At 66.5% G+C, this 24,230-nt stretch carries 25 protein-coding genes and 1 tRNA gene; 16 read left to right on the plus strand and 10 right to left on the minus strand.

Features of this window, described 5'->3' with window-relative positions:
• Both B4L36_RS07665 and B4L36_RS07670 read left to right on the plus strand, forming a co-directional pair.
• A partial coding sequence (locus B4L36_RS07665) for a YjbH domain-containing protein (RefSeq protein ID WP_292954774.1) occupies positions 1–907 on the plus strand: 907 nt, incomplete at its 5' end.
• Positions 904–1,566 (plus strand): YjbF family lipoprotein, encoded by a 663-nt coding sequence (locus B4L36_RS07670; RefSeq protein WP_292954777.1) that lies wholly within the window; start codon positions 904–906, stop codon positions 1,564–1,566. The genes B4L36_RS07665 and B4L36_RS07670, both read left to right, overlap by 4 nt.
• Before the next feature lie 271 nt (positions 1,567–1,837).
• Here the strand turns inward: B4L36_RS07670 and B4L36_RS07675 are convergent, their stop codons facing one another.
• The 4 genes from B4L36_RS07675 to B4L36_RS07690 form a co-directional block, all read right to left on the minus strand.
• Entirely contained in the window at positions 1,838–2,041 is a 204-nt protein-coding gene (locus B4L36_RS07675; RefSeq protein WP_414692156.1) for a hypothetical protein, read from the minus strand.
• Between the two features lie 199 nt (positions 2,042–2,240).
• Positions 2,241–3,023 (minus strand): metal ABC transporter permease, encoded by a 783-nt coding sequence (locus tag B4L36_RS07680; RefSeq protein ID WP_292954783.1) that lies wholly within the window; start codon positions 3,021–3,023, stop codon positions 2,241–2,243.
• Positions 3,016–3,786 carry a metal ABC transporter ATP-binding protein gene (locus B4L36_RS07685; protein WP_292954786.1) on the minus strand — a complete coding sequence of 257 codons (771 nt, stop codon included), beginning with the start codon at positions 3,784–3,786 and terminating at the stop codon, positions 3,016–3,018. The genes B4L36_RS07680 and B4L36_RS07685 overlap by 8 nt, the downstream gene beginning before the upstream one ends.
• On the minus strand, positions 3,783–4,280 hold the full coding sequence (locus B4L36_RS07690) for a Fur family transcriptional regulator (protein WP_292954789.1): 498 nt from the start codon (positions 4,278–4,280) through the stop codon (positions 3,783–3,785). The genes B4L36_RS07685 and B4L36_RS07690 overlap by 4 nt, the downstream gene beginning before the upstream one ends.
• Before the next feature lie 83 nt (positions 4,281–4,363).
• Between B4L36_RS07690 and B4L36_RS07695 the strand changes: the two genes are divergently transcribed.
• Both B4L36_RS07695 and hemP read left to right on the plus strand, forming a co-directional pair.
• On the plus strand, positions 4,364–5,242 hold the full coding sequence (locus B4L36_RS07695; protein WP_292954792.1) for a zinc ABC transporter substrate-binding protein: 879 nt from the start codon (positions 4,364–4,366) through the stop codon (positions 5,240–5,242).
• A 110-nt stretch (positions 5,243–5,352) separates the two neighbouring features.
• Positions 5,353–5,529: a hemin uptake protein HemP gene (hemP, locus tag B4L36_RS07700; protein ID WP_292954795.1), complete on the plus strand. Its 177-nt coding sequence runs from the start codon at positions 5,353–5,355 to the stop codon at positions 5,527–5,529.
• A gap of 86 nt (positions 5,530–5,615) precedes the next feature.
• Here the strand turns inward: hemP and B4L36_RS07705 are convergent, their stop codons facing one another.
• Positions 5,616–7,046, minus strand: a complete 1,431-nt coding sequence (locus tag B4L36_RS07705; RefSeq protein WP_292954798.1) for a pseudouridine synthase — start codon at positions 7,044–7,046, stop codon at positions 5,616–5,618.
• Between the two features lie 119 nt (positions 7,047–7,165).
• Here B4L36_RS07705 and B4L36_RS07710 point away from each other — a divergent pair, with 119 nt between their 5' ends.
• Both B4L36_RS07710 and pheT read left to right on the plus strand, forming a co-directional pair.
• Positions 7,166–7,618 carry a nucleoside deaminase gene (locus B4L36_RS07710; protein ID WP_292954801.1) on the plus strand — a complete coding sequence of 151 codons (453 nt, stop codon included), beginning with the start codon at positions 7,166–7,168 and terminating at the stop codon, positions 7,616–7,618.
• A 169-nt stretch (positions 7,619–7,787) separates the two neighbouring features.
• Positions 7,788–10,175, plus strand: a complete 2,388-nt coding sequence (gene pheT / locus B4L36_RS07715) for a phenylalanine--tRNA ligase subunit beta (RefSeq protein ID WP_292954804.1) — start codon at positions 7,788–7,790, stop codon at positions 10,173–10,175.
• A 121-nt stretch (positions 10,176–10,296) separates the two neighbouring features.
• Here pheT and B4L36_RS07720 read toward each other — a convergent pair.
• A tRNA-Gly gene (locus B4L36_RS07720) sits at positions 10,297–10,370 on the minus strand.
• A gap of 191 nt (positions 10,371–10,561) precedes the next feature.
• On the opposite strand from B4L36_RS07720, the gene B4L36_RS07725 reads away from it, so the two are divergent.
• On the plus strand, positions 10,562–11,059 hold the full coding sequence (locus B4L36_RS07725) for a hypothetical protein (protein WP_292954807.1): 498 nt from the start codon (positions 10,562–10,564) through the stop codon (positions 11,057–11,059).
• A gap of 76 nt (positions 11,060–11,135) precedes the next feature.
• Here B4L36_RS07725 and B4L36_RS07730 read toward each other — a convergent pair whose 3' ends face one another.
• A complete protein-coding gene (locus B4L36_RS07730) occupies positions 11,136–12,338 on the minus strand; it encodes a phosphoglycerate kinase (RefSeq protein ID WP_292954809.1) in 1,203 nt (400 codons plus the stop codon).
• A gap of 171 nt (positions 12,339–12,509) precedes the next feature.
• Between B4L36_RS07730 and B4L36_RS07735 the strand changes: the two genes are divergently transcribed.
• The 7 genes from B4L36_RS07735 to glmM all read left to right on the plus strand — a co-directional run bounded on the left by B4L36_RS07735 (position 12,510) and on the right by glmM (position 20,453).
• Positions 12,510–13,016, plus strand: coding sequence for a peptidylprolyl isomerase (locus tag B4L36_RS07735; protein ID WP_292954812.1), 507 nt, complete (start codon positions 12,510–12,512; stop codon positions 13,014–13,016).
• Positions 13,009–13,602 (plus strand): peptidylprolyl isomerase, encoded by a 594-nt coding sequence (locus tag B4L36_RS07740; RefSeq protein WP_292954815.1) that lies wholly within the window; start codon positions 13,009–13,011, stop codon positions 13,600–13,602. The genes B4L36_RS07735 and B4L36_RS07740 overlap by 8 nt, the downstream gene beginning before the upstream one ends.
• Positions 13,603–13,778: 176 nt before the next feature.
• Entirely contained in the window at positions 13,779–16,319 is a 2,541-nt protein-coding gene (locus B4L36_RS07745; protein ID WP_414692157.1) for a putative PEP-binding protein, read from the plus strand.
• 314 nt (positions 16,320–16,633) lie between these two features.
• Positions 16,634–17,272, plus strand: a complete 639-nt coding sequence (locus B4L36_RS07750; protein WP_292954818.1) for a cell wall hydrolase — start codon at positions 16,634–16,636, stop codon at positions 17,270–17,272.
• Positions 17,273–17,341: 69 nt separating this feature from the next.
• The gene (locus B4L36_RS07755) at positions 17,342–18,124 is read left to right on the plus strand and encodes a dihydroneopterin aldolase (RefSeq protein WP_292954821.1); all 783 of its coding nucleotides are present in this window, start codon (positions 17,342–17,344) and stop codon (positions 18,122–18,124) included.
• Entirely contained in the window at positions 18,124–19,113 is a 990-nt protein-coding gene (gene folP, locus B4L36_RS07760) for a dihydropteroate synthase (protein WP_292954824.1), read from the plus strand. Before B4L36_RS07755 ends, folP begins: the two co-directional genes overlap by 1 nt.
• Complete coding sequence (gene glmM, locus B4L36_RS07765) at positions 19,110–20,453, plus strand: phosphoglucosamine mutase (protein WP_292954827.1); 1,344 nt, start codon at positions 19,110–19,112, stop codon at positions 20,451–20,453. Before folP ends, glmM begins: the two co-directional genes overlap by 4 nt.
• Positions 20,454–20,525: 72 nt before the next feature.
• On the opposite strand, the gene B4L36_RS07770 is transcribed toward glmM, so the two are convergent.
• From B4L36_RS07770 to dksA, 3 genes are read right to left on the minus strand one after another with little or no spacing between them, the layout of a single operon-like run.
• Positions 20,526–21,653 carry an FAD-dependent monooxygenase gene (locus B4L36_RS07770; protein WP_292954830.1) on the minus strand — a complete coding sequence of 376 codons (1,128 nt, stop codon included), beginning with the start codon at positions 21,651–21,653 and terminating at the stop codon, positions 20,526–20,528.
• Positions 21,650–22,216: a DJ-1/PfpI family protein gene (locus tag B4L36_RS07775; protein WP_292954833.1), complete on the minus strand. Its 567-nt coding sequence runs from the start codon at positions 22,214–22,216 to the stop codon at positions 21,650–21,652. Before B4L36_RS07775 ends, B4L36_RS07770 begins: the two co-directional genes overlap by 4 nt.
• A 25-nt stretch (positions 22,217–22,241) precedes the next feature.
• A complete protein-coding gene (gene dksA, locus B4L36_RS07780; protein WP_292954836.1) occupies positions 22,242–22,664 on the minus strand; it encodes an RNA polymerase-binding protein DksA in 423 nt (140 codons plus the stop codon).
• Between the two features lie 171 nt (positions 22,665–22,835).
• On the opposite strand from dksA, the gene B4L36_RS07785 reads away from it, so the two are divergent.
• Together B4L36_RS07785 and B4L36_RS07790 are read left to right on the plus strand one after the other, a co-directional pair.
• Positions 22,836–23,678: an AAA family ATPase gene (locus B4L36_RS07785; RefSeq protein WP_292954839.1), complete on the plus strand. Its 843-nt coding sequence runs from the start codon at positions 22,836–22,838 to the stop codon at positions 23,676–23,678.
• A gap of 64 nt (positions 23,679–23,742) precedes the next feature.
• Positions 23,743–24,198, plus strand: a complete 456-nt coding sequence (locus B4L36_RS07790) for a GNAT family N-acetyltransferase (protein ID WP_292954842.1) — start codon at positions 23,743–23,745, stop codon at positions 24,196–24,198.
• Positions 24,199–24,230 lie beyond the last annotated feature (32 nt).

The following is a 24,230-nucleotide window of genomic DNA, read 5'->3' on the forward strand; positions in this document are numbered from 1 at the left end:
CTGGTCGCTGTCGCCCTATCTGGAACTGGGCGTCTTCGATGCCCAGGACGGGCTGACCTATGAAGTCGGCGGCCAGGCGCGGGCCAGCTACGAGATCTCGCCCGGCCTGATCCTGACCGGCGCGCTGCGCCAGCGTGTCTTCGGCAATATCGACCAGCGGGGTCCGGGTATTCGGGGCAATCGCGGCGAATATTACACGCCCGAGGAATACGAGGCCCGGCCCGAACTTGAAACGGTTGATGGGGTGCCGCGCGTGCGGTCGGATACGCGGATGTATACCGGCAATTCCAGCCCCGTGATCCCCGAACTGACGCTGGCCTATTACGCGAAGGCCACACCCAACATCTATACCCGCGTCACCGCCGGCCTGCTGGAACGGGCCTATGGTGGCGTCTCGGCCGAGGTGCTGTGGAAACCCGCCGATTCCAACCTGGGCATCGGGGCCGAGGTGAACCGGGTCCGCAAACGCGATTTCGATCAGCTTTTCAGCTTCCGCGACTACGAGGTCACGACGGGACGCGTTTCGGTCTATTACGAAGTCACGCAAGGCTTTGCGAAGGGTTTCACCGCCCAACTCGATCTTGGCAAGTATCTGGCGGGCGACAAGGGCGCGACCGTCAGCGTGACGCGCGAATTCGCGAATGGCTGGCGGATCGGTGCCTTCGCGACCAAGACCGACCTGTCGGCCGAGCAATTCGGCGAGGGCAGCTTCGACAAGGGCATCAGCCTGTCGATCCCGATCACCTGGGCCACCGGACAGCCGACGCGCGACCGCGCCTCGACCACCCTGCGGTCGCTGTCGCGCGATGGCGGGGCGCGGGTGGACGTGTCAGGCCGCCTCTATGACCGCGTCCGCGACGCGCAGGACGCCAAACTCTATGACGGCTGGGGGAGGTTCTGGCGATGAAGACCGCAGGCACGATCATCCTTGCCGCCCTGGCGCTGACGACCTTGTCGGGTTGCGGCAACGGCACGGCCGACGAACAGGACAACGGCATCTTCGGCGCGCTGTCGCAATCCGCCCGGCAGGCCATCGCCGCGCGGGACACGGCCCGGCAAGAGCCGGCCGCACCGCCGAAATCCCCCGCCGAGGCCGCGGCCGAGGCGCTGCAGGTCAATCCCGCGCCGCTGATCCAGGCGGGTTTTGAATCGCTGGGCCGCAACCAGGTGATGGCGATGACCGGCCAGAACGGTGCCATGCGAACCTACATGACGCCCACGGAAGAGGCGCTGATCCTGCGCGGCGGAATGTTGGTGGGCACCCGTGGCCTGGGCAACGATCTGTCCGTGGCGGAACCGCAGACCGAGGCGCTGATCCGCGCCGGCGCGTCAGGCAGTGGCACGCGCGTGATGCGCTATTTCACGGGCGATGGCCTGGAACGGCCGCTGCAATTTGCCTGCACCACCGAGCCCGGCCCCAAGTCCGGCGTGACCCTGGAAAACTGCGACGGTCACGGCGTCAGTTTCCAGAACAGCTACATTTCACAAGGCGGCCAGATCGTCGTGTCGCGCCAATGGATCGGCCCGGCCCTGGGCTACGTGACGATCCAGACGCTGCGCCCCTGATCCGCCATCAGGCCGGCCATCCGGACCGGTCGCCAGCGCGGGCCGCATCTGTTCGACGCCGATCATGGCCAGCCATGCCGCACCGATTGGCAAGCCCGCTTTCAGAGCCCGTTTGCCGGCGGAGGATATGACATCGCAGGCGACGCGTCGATGGCGGACGGCAGGCCGTGGCGCCACCCGCAAGGTCGAAGAACACAAAACGAAAGGGGGGCTGGCACGAATGCCAGCCCCCCGTTGAAACAGACCGGGACGTGCCCGATCCGCTTCGAAATCAGCTGTCGTCGTTGTTGGAAGCGACGGCGGCGATCACGCCCAGCAGCAGCAGGGCGGGGACAACCAGGCCAGCGTTCGAGGAAGCCGGCTTCTCTTCCACGACGACGGGTTCGACGTCGACGACAGGTGCGACATAGCCACCGGCCAGAGCCGAGGAAGCGGTCAGGCCGAGGGCGGCAGCGAAAGTAGCGAATTTGGTCATGATCATGCTCCGTTTCGTTTGAAGGCTGCCGTCTCCGGCAACATCGATGCGACAGTTACACAATCCAGAACTCTTGAAAAGCAGCATCAATTCAAAATCTCCGAGGGGTTGTCTCTACTGTTGCATAATCGCCAACACCGCGCCGCCGCGATCGGTTCCTGCCCCTGCCCCGCCTCGCCGCAAGTGTTGCAAAGCTGCACTAGCCACGACGAAATACCTGCGACAAAACGAAAAATGTCGCCGCCGCAACGACGATCGACGGACCCGCCGGCGTATCCAGCCGCAAAGAGAACCACAGCCCCGCCGCAACCGCGCCGGCCGCGATCAGGGCGGCCGCCGCAGCCATTGCCTCGGGCGTGCGCGACAATCCGCGCGCCGCCGCCGCCGGCACGATCAACATGGCTGAAATCAGCAGCGATCCGACCACGCGAATCGACAGCGCGACCACCACCGCCAGGCTGATGGACAGCACAAGCCGTTCGATTCGCGGATCGATTCCCGCGGCCATTGCCAGTTCCTCGTTCAGCGTCGCCGTCACCAGTCGCTGCCACCGCCAGACCAGCAACGCCAGAACCAGCGCCGCGCCGCCCCAGATCAGCGCCAGATCAGGGCGGCCCACCGTCAGGATATCGCCAAACAGGAAACTGGTCAGGTCGGTCCGTGCAGATGGCACGAAACTGACGCCGACCAGCCCGACCGCCAGCGCCGAATGGGCCAGCACGCCCAGCATCGTGTCCATCGCCTGTCCCCGGCTCACCAGCGCCGAAACCGTCACGGCCATCGCCATCGCCGTCGCCAGCGTGCCCAGATAGATCGAGACACCGAAGGCCAGGCTGATTGCCACGCCCAGGATGGCCGCATGGGCCGTGGCGTCTCCGAAATAGGCCATTCGGCGCCAGACCACGAAACTGCCCAGAGGCCCGGCCACAACCGCCAGCCCCAATCCGGCCAGCAGCCCGCGGATGAAGAAATCGTCAAGCATCCGGGCTGGCGCCGCGCGGGTGGTGATGCGCCTGATCCACGGCATGATCATGGTCGTGATCGTGATCATGGCGATACAGCGCCAGCATGCCTTCCGCGCCGCCCCCGAACAGGGCGCGATATTCCGGCGCGCTGCTGACCTGCCGGGGCGAGCCCTCGCAGCAGACATGGCCGTTCAGGCAAATGACCCGGTCCGACGACCGCATCACGACCAGAAGATCATGACTGACCAGCAGCACCGCCGCGCCGGTCTGACGCCGCACCTCGTCGATCAGCTTGTAGAAGGCCACAAGGCCAGGCTGGTCCAGCCCCTGCGTTGGCTCGTCGAGAACCAGCAGATGCGGATCGTGCAGCAGCGCGCTGGCCAGCAGGACACGCTGGAACTGCCCGCCCGAAAGCTGGCTCAGCGGGCGGCGCTCCAGCCCCTCGACCCCGGTCCGCGCCAGGATGGCCGAGGCAGCGGCCGCATCGATACGCCGGGGCAGCGACAGGAAGCGACGGACATTCATCGGCATCGCGGTGTCGAGCTGCACCCGCTGCGGGACATAGCCGATCCGCAATCCGGCCTGCCGAACCACCTGCCCACCCGCCAGTGGCATATGCCCCAGCAATGCCCGCACCAGCGTCGATTTGCCCGATCCGTTCGGCCCGACCACCGTCACGACCTCGCCCGGATCGATGCGGAAATCGACATGCGACAGGACCGGCTCTTTCGTGCCGGGGCGCCAGATGGTCAGGTCGCGCGCCTCGATCAACGCGCTCATAGGGCGATCCTGTCGGTTGCGCAGGCCGGGCAAAGTCCCACGGCCTCGATCGTCGCGCGCTCGATGGCAAAGCCGGTCTTGCCGGCCAGATCGGCCAGGGCATCGCGGACCTGCGTGGCCGGGAACTCGGCCAGCCTGTCGCACTGGCGGCAGATGAAAAAGGCAGCAGGATGATCATGACCGGGATGCAGGCAAGCCGCGAAGGCGTTCAGCCGTTGCAGGCGGTGGGCCAGGCCGTGCCGGACCAGGAATTCCAGCGCGCGATAGGCCACGGGCGGCTGGTGCCCGAACCCGGCACCGGCCAGCCGCTGCAAGATGTCATAGGCGCCCATCGCGCGGTGCGATTCCAGCAGGATCTCCAGCGTGCGCCGCCGGACCGGAGTCAGCCGCCCGCCCCCGGCGGCGACACGCGCCTCGGCCGCGTCCAGCGCGCGGGCGGCGCAGGCCTGGTGGTCATGTGGCACAAAGGCGGTCGCCGGAACCTGATTGCTCATGTTATCTTATCACAAATTTATTTGACTTGTTACCTTGTAACATTGCATGAGGAGGGCCCGCAACTCGTTCGACGGTGTCACCTATGCGCTTTTCGGTTCTCATTGCGATCCTGATCGGCTTTGCCAGCCCTGCCTTGGCTGCACCGACAAGAATCGTCGCCGATACGCCTGTGACAGCCTCGCTTGTCCGGCAGGTCGCGGGCGATCTGGCAGAAATTCCGGTTCTGCTCCCAGCCGGATCCGATCCGCACAGCTATCAGTTGCGACCCTCGGATGCACGCGCCTTGCAGCAAGCCGACCTCTTGATCTGGGTCGGACCGGTTCTGACGCCCTGGCTGGATCGCGCCGCCGAATCGTTGAGCGCGGAGAGCCGCAATCTAGAGCTTGCCGCGCTGCCGGGTGTCCAGACCCGTGGCTACGGCAACGACGGCAACGATGGCAAGACCGATCCGCATCTATGGCTGGATCCCGACAATGCCGGTCTGTGGCTGGCTGCGATCGCCGAGGCCCTGGCCAGCCACGACGCAGGCAATGCGTCGCGCTATCGAAGCAATGCCCGAAGCGCGCAGCAGAGGATTGCCGCACTGGATCGGCAGATTGCGGCGGAACTGGCCCCCCTTTCGGGCAAGGCCTTTGTCGTCTTTCATGATGCCTATGGCTATTTCACCCGTCACTACGGCCTGAGTCCGGCGCTTGCCGTGACGCTGGGCGATGCCAGCGACCCTTCGGCCGCGCGGTTGCGAGATATCCGCAACCAGATCGCCGCAACCAACGCGATCTGCGCCTTCTCCGAATATGGACAGGATCCGCGTCGGATCGGGACAGTGATCGATGGCACCAATGCCCGGATCGCCGGAGAGTTTGACCTGCTGGGCCGGACGATGCCGCAAGGCCCCGATCTTTACTCGGACATCCTGAAAGGCATGGCCGACAACCTGATCGGCTGCCTGGGCAAAAGCTGACGCGGGGCACTTTATCGCGCAGAAGGATAATTCCGACTCTTTTACTTTGACATACCAGAGACATTTTGTCAGGATCTTAGGGAAGCATCACCCAGATCCAGGAGGCCAAGATGACCGCCATTCGTCCCGCCGATTTCACCCCGGCCAGCCCGCACCCCCTGTCCCGTCTGCCGCAGCATGATGCGACGCAGTTGACACGGGGCGGGAACCAGGCGCTGATCATCCTCGATGATCAAATCTATCAACTGCGGATCACGCGCGCGGGAAAGCTGATCCTGACGAAATGATCCACCCGGTCGGCATTCCCCCGGCGCCCGCCAGCGCCGGGCACGAGGTTCGGCCGAGATTGCGCCTGCGGTCGATGGGCGGACCTTCACGGTTTGCGCGGTTTCCCCGATGGCCGGCCGCCGCCGCCCGGCTTGCCCTTGAACGGCTTTGATCCGCCAAGCGGACGCCCGCCCTTGGCGCCGGGTTTTGCGCCCTGCGGCCTTGGCCCGGATTTCGCAAAGCTCCGCCGCGCGCCCTGCCCTTCGGCCGGCTTCGCCGCAAAGCCGCGGCGCGGACGGTCGCGGCCTTCCTCGCCTGTGCCATGTCCGGCGCGGTCATCCCCGGACATGGCGTTCTTCGGCGTCCTGTCGGCCGGCTTCCTGTCCCAGGGTTTGCCATCCTGCGAGAAGCGACCCTTGCCAGGCTTGCCGGCAAAACTGCGGCGCGGTCGGTCACCCTGATCGCCTTCCGTGCGAGGGCCGCGCGGACGGCCATCCTTGGTCCCGGGACTGCCCCCCCGCGAGGGACGATCCCCGGCGGATTTGTCGTCCGGGCCGCGCGCCGCACGATCGGCGAAAGCCGCATGGCCGCCCCGCCCTTCCGGTTTGCCGCGCGGACCACGCGGTCCCGTGCCATCCTCGCGGCGCGGCCGGTCCGGGCCGGCGCTGCGAAACGTCCGGCCCTCGGGCCGATCGCCCGACCGATCATCCGGCCTGCCACGCAGGGGGCGGTCGCCCGCGGCGCCACGCGGGCGCATCTCGCGGTCCTTCTCCTCGACCTCGCCGGTCAGCAACCCGCCCAGTTGATCGCGCAGCACCTTGCGCCTGACCTCGGACACCTGGTTTTTTTCCAGTCCCGCCAGCTTGAACGGGCCATAGCCGACGCGGATCAACCGGTTCACCTGCAAGCCGACATGGGTCATCGCGCGACGGATCTCGCGGTTCCGGCCTTCGCGGATGCCGACGGTCAGCCAGGCATTCGCCCCCTGCTGACTGTCCAGCCGAATCTCCATCGGCGCGAAATCCTCGCCATCGATGGTCGCGCCCCGTCGCAGGGGCGCGAAGGTCAGGTCGCTGGGATTGCCGTTCACCCGCACCCGGTAGCGGCGCAGCCAGCCGGTCGAGGGCAGTTCCAGCCGCCGCTTCAATTCGCCGTCATTGGTCAGCAGCAAAAGCCCTTCGGAGGTCAGATCCAGCCGCCCGATGCTCATCACCCGCGGCAGATCGCGGGGCAGCGCATCGAACACGGTCTGCCGGCCTTTTTCGTCCGAATCCGACGTGACCAGTCCGACCGGCTTGTAGTAGAGCCACAGCCGCGTATCCTGTTTCTCGTCCAGCTTCCGGCCATCGACCACGATCAGGTCCGTGGGCAGGACATCCAGGGCCGGGCTGTCGATCTTTTGCCCGTTTACCGTCACCCGGCCCTCGCGGATCATCCGTTCGGCTTCGCGGCGGCTGGCAAGGCCGGCACGGGCGATCACCTTGGCGATGCGGTCGGCATCCGCCGGTTTGCCGGGATTTTCGGGATTGTCGGTCATGGCGATCTCTCCTGCGCATCGCTGCGGTGGCAAAAGGGGCGTTCTAGGCTTTCCGGCACCGCATGGAAAGCCTTGTCTTGCCCGCTTGCGCGGCAATCGCGGCCTTGCGACAAGCGGGCATGGCGAAGTTCACATCGCATATGGCGCAAGCCCTGGCAGAGGCGCGCGCGGCCGCGGGACGGGGCGAGGTGCCGGTGGGCGCGGTGATCCTGTCGCCGCAGGGCCGCGTCGTCGCCGCCGCAGGCAACCGGACGCGCGAATTGTCCGATCCGACCGCCCATGCCGAGATTCTGGCCCTGCGCGCGGCCTGCGCGAAGGCGGGAACAGAGCGTCTGCCGGGCCATGTCCTGTGGGTCACGCTGGAACCCTGCCCGATGTGCGCCGCCGCCATCGCCGCCGCGCGGATCGCCACGCTGTTCTATGGCGCGGACGACCCTCGCATGGGCGGCGTGGCGCATGGGGCGCGGGTCTTCGATCATCCCCAGTGCCATCATCGGCCCCAGATCTACGACGGAATCGGCGCCCAGGCCGCGCAACGCCTGTTGCGCGACTTCTTCGCCGCGCGGCGCTGAGATCGGGGGACGGGCCGGGCGAAGCCCGCCCCGGTCGCTGCCGCTGGGCCGGGCGCGCCGCTGCGCGAACGGCGCCCTTCGCGCCCCTACCAATCCCCCGTCGCTTGCGCTAGGAACCGGGCCGAACACCCGGCCCGCGCGGCCCGCGCCTCTCAACGGATGATCCGACATGAAATTCACCCTGTCCTGGCTCAAGGAGCATCTCGACACCGACGCCTCGCTGACCGACATCACCGAGGCGCTGACCGATCTGGGCCTCGAGGTGGAAGATGTCAGCGATCCGGCCGCCCGGCTGGACCGCTTCACGCTGGCCAGGGTCGTTTCGGCCGAGCAGCACCCCGACGCCGACCGGCTGCGGGTCTGCCGCGTGATGACCGACGAGGGCGAGAAACAGATTGTCTGCGGCGCGCCGAATGCCCGCGCGGGTATCACCGTGGTGCTGGCCAAGCCCGGTGATTATGTGCCCGGCATCGACGTGACGCTGGGCGTCGGCAAGATCCGCGGCGTCGAAAGCCACGGCATGATGGCGTCCGAGCGGGAACTGGAATTGTCGGACGAACATGAGGGCATCATCGAACTGCCCTCGGGAGAGGTCGGAGAGAAATTCACCGACTGGCTGGCGGCCCATGCGCCCGAGAAGATCGACCCGGTGATCCATGTCAAGATCACTCCGAACCGGCCCGACGCGCTTGGGGTCCATGGCATCGCCCGCGATCTTTCGGCGCGCGGTCTGGGTCGGCTGAAACCGCTGCCCGAGGCCAGGGTAACGGGCAGTTTCCCCTGCCCGATCAAGGTCACGATCGCGGACGACGCAGCCGCAAAAGCCCCGTTCTTCAGTGGCCGCGTCGTGCGCGGCGTCAAAAACGGACCCTCGCCGGCCTGGCTGCAAAAGCGGCTGCGCGCCATCGGGCTGCGACCGATCAACGCCCTGGTCGATATCACCAATTTCCTTACCTACGACCTGAACCGTCCGCTTCACGTCTTCGATGCGGCCAAGGTTCGGGGCGATCTGATCCTGCGCGCGGCGCGCGGGGACGAGAAAATCGTTGCCCTGGACGACAAGACCTATGCGCTGCCCGCCGGTGCCGTCGTGATCTGTGACCAGACCGGCCCGGAAAGCATCGCCGGCGTGATGGGCGGGGCCGCTTCCGGCGCCGGAGAATTCACGACCGAGGTCTTCATCGAGGCGGCCTATTTCGATCCGATCAGCACCGCCGCCACCGGCCGGGCGCTGAAGATCAATTCCGATGCACGCTATCGCTTTGAACGTGGAATCGACCCGAATTTTACGCTTCATGGCCTTGAACTAGCAACGAAAATGGTCATTGATCTCTGCGGCGGCGAAGCCTCGGAAATCGTCACCGCCGGCACCCTGCCCGATACCGGCCGCGCCTATCGGCTGGACCCGGCCCGCACCAGCAGCCTCGTTGGCCTCGACATTCCGGAAGCCAAGCAGCGGGCGACGTTGGAGGCGCTTGGATTTCGCCTGTCGGGCGATCTGGCCCATGTCCCCTCGTGGCGGCCCGACGTGCTGGGCGAGGCCGATCTGGTCGAAGAAATCGCCCGCATCGCCAGCCTGACCGGACTGCAGGGCAAGCCGTTGCCGCGTCCGCAGCCGGGGGTTCCAAAGCCGATCCTGACGCCGCTGCAGGTCCGCGAAAGGACTGCGCGTCGACAGGCGGCGGCGCTTGGCTATAACGAATGCGTCACCTATTCCTTCATCGACCAGGACGCGGCGCTGCTTTTCGGCGGCGGCGGCGATTCGGTCCGGGTCGAAAACCCGATCAGCAGCGAGATGACGCATCTGCGTCCCGATCTGCTGCCCGGTCTTCTTGCGGCAGCGGCGCGCAACCAGGCGCGCGGCCTGACCGATATGGCGCTTTTCGAGATCGGTCCCGTTTTCGCGGGCGGCGAGCCGGGCGAACAGGCGATCCGGCTGTCGGGCCTGCTGGTCGGCGCCACGGCTCCGCGCGATCCTTTCGGCAGCCATCGCAAGGTGGATCTGTATGACGCCAAGGCCGATGCCGAGGCGGTGCTGACGGCCATTGGCGCGCCCGCGAAGGCGCAGATCAATCGCAAGCTGGACGGCTGGTGGCATCCGGGCCGCGCTGGCAATATCGCGCTTGGCCCCAACATGCTGGCCACGTTCGGCGAGATTCACCCCAGGGTGATGCGCCGGATGCAGCTGAAGGGTCCGGCGGTCGGCTTTACCGTCAGCATCGCGAACATTCCCTTCCCGAAGCAGAAATCGTCTGCCCGTCCCACGCTGCAAATGTCGGAATTGCAGGCGGTCGAACGCGATTTCGCCTTCGTCGTCGATCCGCAGGTCGAGGCGCTGACGCTGGTCAATGCGGCGCAGGGCGCGGACAAGACGCTGATCGACCGCGTGACGGTGTTCGACCAGTTCACCGGGCTTGACGATGGCCGCAAGTCCATCGCCATCACCGCACGCCTGCAACCGCGCGACAAGACCCTGACAGACGCCGAGATCGAGGCAGTCTGCCAGAAGATCATCGACAAGGTCACGAAAGCGACCGGGGGTGCCCTGCGCGGCTGACCACTGGCCTTTCCGCGTCAAACGCATCCGCCCGAAGGGGGGCCGGCCATGTCGCTGGAACCGGCCCGTGGCGCCCGGTGACAGGTTCGCGTGCGGCCGATCCGATATGTCCTGGAGGCGTTGGAGCGGGTGATGGGAATCGAACCCACGTATTCAGCTTGGAAGGCTGCTGCTCTACCATTGAGCTACACCCGCGACTGGTCCGGGTATAGAAGCCATCGCCACCGGGTTCAAGCGCTTCGCGCAACGCATCCAGAATGCAGCCGGCCAGGGAAGATCGCAAGGCGGTTTGCCTTCGTTAATAAAATCTTAACCGGAATTCATTCGCAAAAATGGCTGGGTCGCCCGATACCGGAAGGGCTAAGACAGCAAGTGAAGGAGTTCTGATGTTTACGACAACCCCTATCGGACGGTATCAGCTTTCGCTGCTCGCGGCCAGTTCGGGTGCCCCGGCGGCCCAGATCGGGTCGAATCAGCTAAGCCTGTTCCTGCGTCCGATCACCACGGCCGGCGAAACCGCCATCGAATCCGTGCCTGACAAGGTCGAGGTTCAACCCGAAAAGACCGGTTTCAGCGAATGGCTGGCGCGCGCGAACGAATATCGCGGTGCCGCGAATGGCGGAAACAGCGACTCGGGCGTCATTTCCTACGGCAGCCGGACCGCCAATGAGGCGGCTGGAAATTCGGCCGGTTCGGACAATGATGCCGTCGTGACCGAGGGCAAGGGCGACAAGAAGGCCAAGGACAAGGCCGATGATGTCGATACCAAGAAAGACCACGGCAAAGCCAGTGATACCAATGCCGGCAACGACCAAGCCTCGTCAGCCGGTGGTTCCGGCTCGGGCGATCCTTTCGGCAAATGGCTGAAAAAGCTGTTCGGATGATCCGCAACGTCGGCTTGAAAGGACGGGGCCTGCTGTTCTGCGGCAGGCCCTGATCTTTTGCGACGGCTCGCTGGCGTCAGGACGTCGAATCGCGCAGCGCGGCGACGCCCGGCAGATCCTTTCCCTCCATCCATTCCAGAAAGGCCCCGCCTGCCGTCGAGATGAAGGTGAAATCGCCGGCCACGCCTGCCTTGTTCAGCGCCGCCACCGTGTCTCCGCCCCCCGCGACCGAGATCAGGCCGGCCTCGCGCGTCAGGCGCGCAGCCTCTTGCGCGGCGGCAGTGGTGGCGCCGTCGAAAGGCGCGATCTCGAACGCGCCCAGCGGACCGTTCCAGATCAGCGTGCGGCACAGTCCCATCGCGTCCGACAGGGCTGCCACCGTCTGCGGCCCGGCATCGAGGATCATCGCGTCGGGCGGACATTGATCGACCGGAAGCACCTCGGATTCCGCGCCGGCCTTGAATTCTTGCGCGACCACGATGTCTTTCGGCAAATACAGCCGGCAGCCCTTCTGGTCGGCCTTTTCCATGATCTCGCGGGCGGTATCGGCCATGTCCCGCTCGGCCAGCGACTTGCCGACCTCGACGCCCCTCGCCACCAGGAAGGTATTGGCCATGCCCCCGCCGATGACCAGGTGATCAACCTTGTCGATCAGGTTGGACAGCAGATCCAGCTTGGTCGAGACCTTGGCCCCGCCAACGACCGCCATCACCGGGCGTTCGGGATGGCCAAGCGCCGCATCCAGGGCCTTCATCTCGGATTCCATCAGGCGCCCGGCACCGGCGGGCAGCAGCCGCGCCAGCCCCTCGGTCGAGGCATGGGCGCGATGCGAGGCCGAAAAGGCGTCGTTGATATAGGCCCCGCCAAGCGCGCCCATCGAGGCCGCGAAGGTCGGGTCGTTCGTCTCCTCGCCCTCGTGAAAACGGGTGTTTTCCAGCAAGGCCACATCGCCGGGATTCAGCGCGGAGACGGCGCGCTTGGCCGGCCCGCCGATGCAGTCCTCGGCGAAGACGACGCCTTGGCCAAGCGCCTGTTCCAGCGCCGGGACGATCTGTTTCAGGCTCATCGACTCGACGCGACGGCCCTTGGGACGGTCGAAATGGGCCAGCAGGACCGGAATGCCGCCCCTGGCCTGGATGTCCTTGACGGTCGGCACGATCTTCTCGATCCGGGTGGCATCGGTGACGCGGCCCTCTGCGACCGGCACGTTCAGATCAACGCGGGTCAGCACGATCTTTCCCTCCAGATCCATGTCGTCGATGGTGTGGAAATCTGCCATGGCGCGTCCTTTCGATCTCTGCCGTCGCCGAGGCTTGTCCCGCAGGACGAAGCGCGCGTCAACTGCGCCGGTCGGCTGACGGCAGCGTGATCCCGCCGTCACGGGCTTGCGCGTTGCCCTTGTGCCGCGAAAGCCCTAGATCACGGGTGAACCTGTGGAAAGGAGGCCCGTATGGCCGAGATCAAGGATCCCGAGAACACCGTCATCATCGCGCTGAAGGACGGCCCGGTCGTGGTCGAACTTCTGCCCGACGTGGCGCCCAGACATGCCGAGCGGATGAAAGAGCTGGCCCGCGCGGGCAAATACGACAATGTCGCCTTTCACCGGGTGATCGACGGTTTCATGGCTCAGACCGGCGACGTGGAACACGCCAATATGGAACAGGATTACAATCCCGGCCGCGCGGGCACGGGTGGGTCGGACCTGCCCGACCTGCCGGCCGAATTCTCGAAGCTGCCGCATGACCGTGGAACGCTGGGCGCGGCGCGATCGCAGAATCCGAACAGCGCCAACAGCCAGTTCTTCATCAATTTCGGCGACAATCATTTCCTGAACGGCCAGTATACCGTCTATGGCCGCGTGATCGAGGGGATGGAGCACGTGGACAAGATCGCCCGCGGCGAACCGCCCGCAAGTCCCGACCGGATGATCTCGGTCAAGGTGGCTGCCGATGCGTAGCCTGATCCTGATCCCCGCCCTCGCGCTCATGGCCGGTGCGGCCCTCGCCCAGGAGGCTCCGAAAGCCGAGGATGGCCCCGGCCCGAACATGGTGATCGAAGTGGCCGCCGCCGACGGCACGCCCAAAGGTACGCTCACCCTGGACCTGTTTGCCGACAAGGCCCCGAACCATGTCGCCCGCCTGGTCGAACTGACGAAAGAGGGCGCCTATGACGGCGTCGTCTTCCATCGCGTCATCGACGGGTTCATGGCCCAGACCGGCGACGTGGAATATGGCCAGCGCGATGGCGAGACCGCGATGGCGGGCACCGGTGGCTCGGACAAGCCCGACCTTCAGGCCGAGTTCAACGATGTCTCGTTTCAGGCCGGCACGGTCGGCATGGCCCGCGCGCAGGATCCCGACAGCGCCAACAGCCAGTTCTTCATCGACCTTGCGCCCGCGACCTTTCTGGATGGGGAATATACGGTCGTGGGTCAGCTGATCGAGGGATGGGACGTGCTGAATTCGATCAAGAAGGGCGACGCCGACGCCAATGGCGCGGTCGAAAATCCCGATTACATGGCCAAGGTGACCATCGCCGAGTGATCGGCGGCAGAATTCCGGATGCAGCGGGGTCCGCCTGACGGGCCCCGATTTCCCTGCGCGGCATTCGGTCTTCGGCGGCGTGCGCTGCAGGCGGCCGGTTCGGCCGGCAAGGCCCCGCGCGACAGCCGTTTTTCGCCCTTGCGGCATCCGCGGCGGCGCGCCTATCCTGCGCGACCATGAACATGCGCGACTGCCCCGATCTGCTGGAAATCACACCCTCGGCCGGGGTCGAGCGGGTGCGGCACGGCTGGCGCGCCAAATGCCTGCAACGTCTGGTGCGAATGGATTTGCCTGTTCCGCGAAGCTTCGCCATTCCGGCCGCGGCGGTCCAGACCATTGCCGCGGGGCGCAGCGGCGGCCTGCCCGGGCTGTCGGCCCTGTTCGAGACCGGCGACGGGCTTGTCAGCGTGCGCCCCTCGGCCGTGATGCCGGATTGGGGCGGTCCGGGAACGGTGCTGAATGTCGGCATCAACGACGCCACCCATGCCCGCCTTGCCGGACGGATCGGACGCGGCAACGCCGATGCGATCTATCTCAGTTTCGTGCAGAGCTACGCGATCAACATCGCCCGGCTGGATCCCGACATGTTCGCGCAGGAAGGCGACGGCGCGCTGGCCCATGCTCTGCGCCTTTACCATGACGAGATGGACGAGGATTTTCCGCAGGATCCGGCCCGGCAACTGGCCGAGGTCCTGCGTTCGATGGCGCGGGCCTGGGACGGACCCAGCGCCCGCCTGTTGCGGCAGGCCAAGGGCGCGCCCGCCGATGCCCCTCTGGGGCTGGTGGTTCAGGACATGGCGCTGGCCCTCGGGCCGGGCCTGTCGGGATCGGGCACGATCCAGTTCGTCGATCCGGTCACCGGCACGCCGCGCGTCACCGGACGCTTCCGCGGCCAGCATCACGGCGCGGCGGTGGGCAGCGGAGCCGAGACGCTGTATCTGACCTGCGACGAACGCGGCACGTCGCTGGAGGATGTGGCCCCCGACATCTTCGCCGATCTGGTCCGCTTCGGCGTCGCCGCGCGCGAGAGGCTGCGCGAAGAGATGCAGATCGAATTCGTGCTGACGGACGGACGGATTTCGATCATCGACGCGGTTCGGCTGCAACGCAGTTCGCGCGCCAGCGTGCGGATCGCCGTGGCCCTGGCACGCGACGGGATCATTCCCCGGACCGAGGCCGTGATGCGGGTCGAGCCGCGTGCCCTGGCCGATCTGCTGCATCATCAGGTCGATCCGCGCAGCCCGCGCGACGTCATCGCGCGCGGGATCAACGCCAGTCCCGGCGCGGCCACCGGCCGGATCGTATTTTCCGCCGCCGCCGCCCAGGCCGCCGCCGCCCGCGAGGAAGCCTGTATCCTGGTCCGCCGCGAGACCGTGCCCGAGGATATCCGGGGCATGCACGCCTCGGTCGCCGTGCTGACCGAGCGGGGCGGGACGACCAGCCATGCGGCCGTGATCGCACGGGGTCTGGGCAAGCCCTGCATCGTCGGCGCCTCGGGCATCGGCATCGACGGCCGTGCCCGAACCCTGCACGCCGGTGCAAGATTGCTGCGCGAGGGTGACGAGATCACCATCGACGGATCTTCGGGCGAGGTTCTGGCAGGCGCGGCCGCCCTGCTGGATCCGGCGCTGGACGAGGCGTTCACGCAGCTTCTGGACTGGGCGGACGCGGCCGGCGGCATCGGCGTGCGCGCCAATGCCGACACGCCCGAGGACGCCCGCACCGCGCGCCGGTTCAGCGCACAGGGCATCGGCCTGTGCCGGACCGAGCACATGTTCTTCGATGCGGACCGCCTGCCCGCCATGCGCGAGATGATCTTTGCCGACAAGCCCGCCGACCGGAAGCTGGCGCTGGACCGGATCCTGCCGATGCAGCGCCGCGATTTCATCGAATTGTTCGAGATCATGGCCGGCCTGCCCGTCACTATCCGCCTGTTCGACCCTCCGCTGCACGAATTCCTGCCCCACGACCGCGAGGGCTTGCGCGAACTGGCCGAATCGCTGGATCTGCCGCTTTCGGACGTGACCAGGCGCGTCGAGGCGCTGTCGGAATTCAACCCTATGCTGGGCATGCGGGGGGTCCGTCTGGGCATCACCGTTCCCGAAATCTACGACATGCAGGCCCGTGCCATCTTCGAGGCCACCGTCGAGGCCAGCCGCAAGGGCGCGCCCGTGGTTCCCGAAATCATGGTTCCGCTGGTCTCGGCCATGCGCGAGGTGGAACTGGTCAAGACCCGTGTCGATGCAGTCGCCGCCGCGGTGCGCAACGAACGTCGCAGCGATTTCACCTATCGCCTGGGCGTGATGGTCGAAACGCCGCGCGCCGCGCTGCGGGCGGGAGACATCGCCGCCCATGCCGCCTTCCTGTCCTTCGGCACGAATGATCTGACGCAGATGACCTATGGCCTGTCGCGCGACGATGCCGGGCGCTTCATGGGCATCTATGTCGGCCAAGGCGTCTATGCCGAGGATCCGTTTCACTTTCTCGACAACGAGGGCGTGGGCGAATTGCTTCTGGTCGGCGCCCGGCGGGCCCGGCAGCAACGGCCGGGGATCACGATCGCGGTCTGCGGCGAACATGGCGGCAACCCTGAATCCATCGATTTCTGCGCCGAGGCGCAGTTCGACTATGTCTCCTGCTCACCCTTCCGGGTGCCCGTCGCGCGACTGGCCGCCGCCCAGTCCGCAATCAATTCACGGCTGCGCGACAAGACCTGAGCGCGGTTTTGGCCGGATGCCGGTGATTCGTCGCCTCGCGCCGAAAATCTCAACCGCAAGTTGTTGAAACTGCGTCCGAAACGGACCCAATTTTTCCGCGCTCTGCCGAAACTCGCCGGTTCAGCAGAAAGGCGTCGGCGGGATTTCGCCCGAAACGGGGATAACACGCCCCGGAACGCGGGACTTGCATATGTGTCATGGAAAGATCGTTCCGGAAAATTCTAGTCACTTCCTGGTTCTCTTGCGTCCGTCACCTGCTCGCGATGCGGCGCGATTTAAGACCCTGTCAACGCGACCCGTTTATAGGAACGACAATGACCATGCTGCCATCGCGGCTGGCACTCATCTGCCTGGGTGCCGCCTCAGCAATTTCCTTTGTCTCGCAATCCGCCCAGGCCGGCGGCAATGCCTCGCTGTTTTCTGCCGGAGCCGGAATCTTTTCGGCGGCGCAGAGCCCCATGGATTTGCCGCGCCGGAAACCGCTGCTCTATTCCGATGCCGAGCCCGCGAAGGTCAAGGCCGCGCCGGACCAGATATTCCTTGCCAAGGCCACGCCACGCTATTCCAACCGCGATCTGGGCTGTCTGGCCGAGGCCCTGTATTTCGAGGCGCGGGGCGAAGGGGCCAAGGGTCAGGCCGCCGTGGCCGAGGTGATCCTGAACCGCGTTGACAGCGGCGCCTTCCCCTCGACCGTCTGCGGCGTCGTCAACCAGCCCAGCCAGTTCAGCTATACGATCGGCGGACGCAAGGCGATCGGCAACAAGAGCGCGTATATGCGCGCCCGCCAGATCGCCGAGGCGGCTCTGGCAGGGGCGCCGCGGGTGCTGACCAAGGGCGCGACCTATTTCCATACGCCTGCGGTTCGTCCGGCCTGGTCCAGGCGTTTCCAGCGCACCGTGCAGATCGGTCGCCACATCTTCTATCGCACCGGTCAGCGGGTCGCGTCGAACTGATCGCGCCGGTCGCGGGGGCGCCGCGCGGACGGGCTTGCGGCAGCGTCGGATTTGCGGTGAATGGCGGATATGGACCAGCCTGACCGTATCCATCTGCGCGATCATGTCGTCTCTGCCGAGATCGGCGCATTCCAGTCCGAACGCGGCCGCGACCAGCGGTTGCGCTTTGATGTCGCTGTCGATCTTGCATCCCCGGTCAGCGGGGCCGAGGATCAGGTGGACCGGATCCTGTCCTATGATCTTCTGGTTCAAGCGATCGACACTGCCCTGTGCGATCAGCGATACAATCTTGTCGAAACCCTGGCCGAACGGATCGCGGCCGCGATTCTGGTCCATCCTCAGGCGGCGCGTGTCCGGGTGACCGTGGAAAAGCTGGACCGGGGGCCGGGCGCCCTTGGCATCACGATCAGCCGCGACGCGGGCCGGGTCGCCGTTGCGGAACGCGTCATGCCGGTGCGGCTTCTGATCTGGCGCCGGCCCGCTGCGCTGCCCGAAGGTGCCCTGCTGATCCTGCCCGATGCGCCCGGCCTGCCGCTGCCCGAGGGCGGGGACCGGCGGCGCATCGCGCTTCTGGCGATGGATCAGGCGGCCTGGGCGCTGGCCGGGCGGCTGGGTCTGGACGTCGCCGAGACGCGAACCGAGATCGATCACGCGATCCGCCTTGGCCAAGCCGTCGTCTGGGCCCCGAGCCGTCTGGCCTGTGACGCGCCCGAGGCCGGCGAGAACGTCGAAAGCCTGGGTTTCTGGCTGGCGCGGCGGCTGGATGCCGCAAGGATCGACTTTGCTCAGGACACGCCGCTGCCGGTCGCGCCCGCGGGCCTGAGGGCGGCGACGGGACGGGCGGAACGCTGATGAGGGACGACCGCCGCTATCATCGACCCCTGCCCTGCCCGCATGGCCGGCACAGGCTGGCCGGGGGCTGGGTCCGTTTTTCCAAAGTCGAGATCCTGCGCCGCGGGCAGCCGCCCCGGATCAGCGATGCCATCCCCGATGATGTGCTCGAGACGCTGACGCGCCCGCGCGCGACGCTGGTTGGCCTGGCCATGGATCGGCCGCATCTCATGGGGATCGTGAACGCGACGCCCGACAGTTTCTCGGATGGTGGCGCCTATGATCCGGTCATACAGGCGCGGGCCCTGGCGGCGGAGGGGGCCGCGATCCTCGATATCGGCGGTGAATCGACGCGCCCCGGCGCGACCTCGGTTCCCGCGGCCGACGAAGCCGCCCGCATCCTGCCCGCGATCCGCGCCCTTGCGGACCGGATCCCGATCTCGGTCGACACTCGCAAGGCCAGCGTGGCGCAGGCGGCGTTGCAGGCCGGGGCGGTTATCGTCAACGACGTGTCCGGCTTTGACTTCGATCCCGCCCTGCCCGGCGTGGTGGCCGCGGCAGGGGTTCCGGTCTGCCTGATGCATGCCCAGGGGCTGCCGGAAACCATGCAGCACGATCCGCGCTATGACGACGTGCTGCTGGACGTCTATGACGCGCTGGAGGCGCGGATGGCGCGGGCGGTTTCGGCGGGAATCCCCGCCCATCGGATCGTGATCGATCCGGGAATCGGATTCGGCAAGACGCAGGCGCATAATCTTGCCATCCTTCGGCGGATTTCGCTGTATCATGGCCTGGGTTGCCCGGTGCTTCTGGGCGTGTCGCGCAAGCGGTTCATCGGCACGATCGGCGGGGTCGCGGGCGCCGCCGAACGCGGGCCGGGCACCCTGGCGCTGACGCTGGCGGCGGTCGCGCAGGGCATCCAGATCCACCGCGTGCATGACGTGGCGGGCACAGATCAGGGGCTGCGCCTGTGGCGGGCTCTTGACCAGAACGAAAAGGCAGAGGAATGAGCAGAGGATTATTCGGAACGGACGGGGTGCGCGGACGCGCCAATACCCATCCGATGACCGCCGAGATGGCGCTGCGGCTGGGTGCCGCAGCCGGGCGATATTTCCGCCGCGACGGGCGCAACCGGCACCGGGTGGTGATCGGCAAGGACACGCGGCAATCGGGCTACATGCTGGAAAACGCGCTGACGGCGGGATTGACCAGCACCGGCATGAACGTATTGCTGCTGGGTCCGGTGCCGACGCCGGCGGTGGGTTTCCTGACCCGGTCGATGCGGGCGGATCTGGGGATCATGATCTCGGCCAGCCACAACCCGGCCGATGACAACGGGATCAAGTTCTTCGGTCCCGACGGCTTCAAGCTGTCCGACGAGGCCGAGGCAGAGATCGAGGCCATCGTCGCAGGCGAGATCGAACCGGCGCAGCCGAACAACATCGGCCGCGCCAGGCGGGTCGATGACGGTCGCGGGCGCTATGTCGAATATGCCAAGACCACCTTCCCGGCCGGGCAGCGGCTGGACGGGCTGAAGGTCGTCGTCGATTGCGCCAATGGCGCGGCCTATCGGGCGGCGCCCGAGGTCTTGTGGGAACTGGGCGCCGAGGTGATCCCGCTGGGCGTCGATCCCGACGGCCGCAACATCAATGCCGGCGTCGGCAGCACCCATCCCGAAGCCTGCGCCGCCGCGGTGCTGGACCATGGCGCAGATCTGGGGATCAGCCTCGATGGCGATGCCGACCGGGTGGCGATCATCGACGAGACCGGGCGCTTGGCCGATGGCGATCAGATCATGGCGCTGCTGGCATCCCGCTGGGCGGCGCAGGGCCGGCTGCGCGGCGGGGCGCTGGTCGCCACCGTCATGTCCAATCTGGGGCTGGAGCATTTCCTGTCGGGTCATGCCCTGAAGCTGGAACGGACCCGTGTCGGCGATCGCTACGTGGTCGAAAAGATGCGTGAGGGCGGCTTCAACCTGGGCGGCGAGCAATCGGGCCATATCGTGATGACCGACTATGCCACAACCGGCGATGGGCTGATCGCGGCGATGCAGTTTCTGGCCGCGATGTCCGAGATCGGCGACAGCGCCAGCGCGCTTGCGGCACAATTCGATCCGGTGCCGCAACTGCTGAAGAACGTGCGATACGCCGCGGGCGCCGACCCCCTGTCGGCCGAGGCCGTCCGCGCCGTCATTGCCCAGGCCGAGGCGCGGCTTGCCGGGTCTGGCCGCGTGCTGATCCGCAAATCGGGCACCGAACCGCTGATCCGGGTCATGGCAGAGGCCGAAAACGAGGACATGCTGCGCGAGGTCGTGGACGGAATCGTGGCGGCGGTCGAACGGGCGGCCTGATTCCTGCGTCCCGCGACGGCCGGGGGCTTCGCGCCCCCGGACCCCCGCGAGGTATTTGGAAAGAGGGCGAGGTCAGGCCGATCCTGCCGTGGGATCGTAGTCATAGAGCCAGTCGAAGCGGGCCAGCATCCGATCGGGCGCGAGGCGGTTTGCGAGACGCAGGGCGGCATGGGCCGCGACGCGCCTGGCCCCGGTCAGATGGTAGTTTCGCGCATTGTCATTGGCGGCCGCGACGACCCGGCTGGCGCGGGGTTTGCGCAGGGTTTCGAAGCGGGCAAGGGCCGATTTCTGGTCGGGATTCTCGTCCAGGCAGGCGGCAAGGATCCAGGCATCCTCGATGGCCATGACCGCTCCCTGGGCCATGAAGGGCAGCGTCGGGTGGGCCGCGTCGCCGATCAGGACCAGCCTACCATCCTGCCAGCAGCGGGCGACCTGATGCCGGAAGAGGCCCCAGATATGGACCGATTCGACCTCGCCCAGCCAGCCCGGCACCGGGCCGCCGAAGCTGGCGAAGGCCGCGCGCAGTTGCGCCGGATCGTCGGGATGGGACCAGCCTTCGGCCTGCCATGCATCGCGTTCCTGGACGGCGACGATATTGCGCAGGCCTCCTGTCAGCGGATAGCTGACGAGGTGGCGGCGCGGCCCCATGAAGACCTGCGCCTCTGGTGCGCCGCCGGGATCGCGGATCACCGCGCGCCATGCGGTGTTCCTTGTAAAGAAAGGCACTTCGCGGCCGTTCAGCACCCTGCGGACCTGGCTGTGCAGACCGTCGGCGCCGATGACCAGCGGCCCCTGGGGTGGGACTTCGACATTCCGGCCAAGCGCGATACGGGCCCCGGCATCGCGCGCCGCCCGCTCCAGCAGCGCGATCAGGCCGGCGCGGTGAATCAGCCGGAAATCGTCCATCGGACGGTGGCGCCGCAGATCGAGGCGAAGGACCGGCGCGCCCGACGCATCGCGCAACTGCACGGCCCGGCTGCGCAACGAGACGTCGCGCAGCGCCGGACCCAGATCCAGCGCCTCGACCACCCGCATCGCATTGGGCGAGATCTGCAGCCCCGCCCCGACCTCTCGGATCCCGACGCTGCGTTCCAGCACCGTCACCACGGCGCCGCGCCGCGCCAGCGCGACGGCTGCCGTCAGCCCGGCGACGCCCGCCCCGATGACGGTCACCGGGCGGTCCGCCAGCACCCCTTTCATGCGCGATGTTCGGCGGTGGCGATCTGACGGAACTGGGCCAGCTTGTCTTGCGACAGACCGGCGGCGCGAAAGACTTCGCCCGCGAAAGTGACCGGCGCCGTGCCTGGGGCGGTGACGATTCCGCCGTCGGCGACGGCATGGGGCAGGTCGCGATAGGTCTGCTGCGCCGAATAATCCGGAAGGTGATATTTCAGGAAATCGAGCCCGTTCGAAGTATGGGCGCGTCCCTCCAGCAAGCCGGCACGCGCAAGGGACAGCGTAGCCGCGCAGATCGCCGCGACCGTCTGGCCATTGTCATGCGCCTCGCGCAGCGGAACCGACAGGTCGGGCGCATCCGCTCGGCACCAGCCGTCGCTGCCGCAGAGCACGATGACCTCATCACCGCGAGGCAGGAAATCCGGCAGACCGGCAACCCGCAAACCGCCGATCGAGGTCAGATCTCCGCCGCCGGGCGTGACGTAGCGCGCGTTCAGGCCGTAGAAATCCCCACCGATCCCTGCGATCAGCGGGGTTTCCCAATCGGCGAAGCCGTCGATCAGGACAATGAGGAGGGGTTTCAGCACCGGATCGCCCATCTCGCCGCCGCGATCAATCGTCGCGATGCACGCGCTCGCGGCGTTCGTGGCGTTCCTGCGCTTCCAGCGTCATCGTGGCGATGGGACGGGCATCCAGCCGTTTCAGGCTGATCGGCTCTCCGGTCATCTCGCAATAGCCGTATTCGCCCGTCTCGATCCGGCGCAGCGCCGAGTCGATCTTGCTGACCAGTTTGCGCTGACGGTCGCGGGTGCGCAGTTCCAGCGCGCGGTCGGTTTCCTCGCTGGCCCGATCGGCCAGATCAGGAACCGAACGGGCGCTGTCTTGCAGACCCTCCAGCGTCTCTGCGGACTGATCAAGCAATTCCTGCTTCCACGCCTCCAGCTTGCGCCGGAAATATTCGAGCTGGCGTTCATTCATGAACGGCTCGTCCTCGGCGGGGCGATAATCTTGTGGCAGGAAGGTCTGGGCTTTCATACGTCCTCCGGCTGGGCCGGGTGGGTCTGTAATCCGGCACCTTGCGCGCCCCCATAAAGTATGATGGGCACCTTGTCACTAGGTGAAACTGCCCTGATCGTGCCCGTCTCGCGTCATGGTTGCAGATTGCACCCGTTTCGCCCAAGCGGTTCACGCGAAAGGAGACTTCCCATGCAGTTCACCGGCACGGATCGTTATGTCGCCCCGCCCGATCTGGCCATCGCGGTCAACGCCGCCGTGACGCTGGAACGTCCGCTGCTGGTCAAGGGCGAACCGGGAACGGGCAAGACCGAACTTGCCCGGCAGGTGGCCGCCAGCCTGGGCATGCCGATCATCGAATGGCATGTGAAATCAACGACGAAGGCGCAGCAAGGGCTTTACGAATACGATGCGGTCAGCCGGCTGCGCGACAGCCAGCTTGGCGATGCCCGCGTCCACGAGGTGGGAAACTACATCCGCAGGGGCAAGCTGTGGCAGGCATTCGAGGCCGAACGCCGCACCGTCCTGCTGATCGACGAGATCGACAAGGCCGATATCGAATTTCCGAACGACCTGTTGCAGGAACTGGACCGTATGGAGTTTCACGTTTACGAGACCGGTCAGACCATCCGCGCCCGGCACCGGCCCGTTGTCGTGATCACCTCGAACAACGAGAAAGAGCTTCCCGACGCCTTTCTGCGGCGCTGCTTCTTTCACTATATCCGCTTTCCCGATGCGGCGACGCTGGAAGCCATCGTCGCGGTGCATCATCCCGGCCTGAAGCCGGCGCTGCTGCGAGAGGCGCTGAACCAGTTCTTCGAGTTGCGCGAAGCGCCGGGGCTGAAGAAGAAACCGTCGACCAGCGAATTGCTGGACTGGCTGAAGCTGATCCTGGCCGAGGATCTGACGCCCGCGGATCTGAAGCGCGAGCCGGGCGAGATACTGCCTCGGTTGCACGGCGCGCTGCTGAAAAACGAACAGGACGTGGCGCTGTTTGAAAAGCTGGCCTTCATGGCGCGGCGCCAGGGACGCTGAGCATCCGCGAATCGTTGCCGCGCGCGGCGATTTGCGGGAAGAATGGCAGCAGGGAGAAATGGCAATGACCTCGATCGACGTCCGGCCGCTGATGGCAGGGGACAAGACGGCGTGGCAACAGCTCTACGCCGGCTATCACGCCTTCTACCAGCGGCCGGATCTGCCGCAATCCTTCTTCGACATCGCTTTCGGGCGCCTGCTATCGGGCGACGACCGGGATTTTCGCGGCCTGGTGGCGCAGACGGACGGGACGCTGCTGGGGCTGGTCCACTACGTCTTCCATCCGCATCTGTGGCAACGGGAAGGAGTCTGCTATTTGCAGGATCTGTTCACCGATCCGGCGGCGCGCGGGCGCGGTGTGGGCCGGGCGCTGATCAATGCCGTCTATGATGCGGCCGATCAGGCCGGCGTGCCCGGCGTCTACTGGATGACGCAAGAGTTCAATTACGCGGGCCGCACGCTTTATGATCGTGTCGGCACGCGAACGCCCTTCATCAAATACAGCCGGCCATCCACCTAGCAAAGCCCGCAGGTCCGCGCGCCGGGCCTTTG

Origin of the sequence: Paracoccus sp. UBA889 (genome assembly GCA_002294185.1) — a bacterium.
GTDB lineage: Bacteria > Pseudomonadota > Alphaproteobacteria > Rhodobacterales > Rhodobacteraceae > Paracoccus.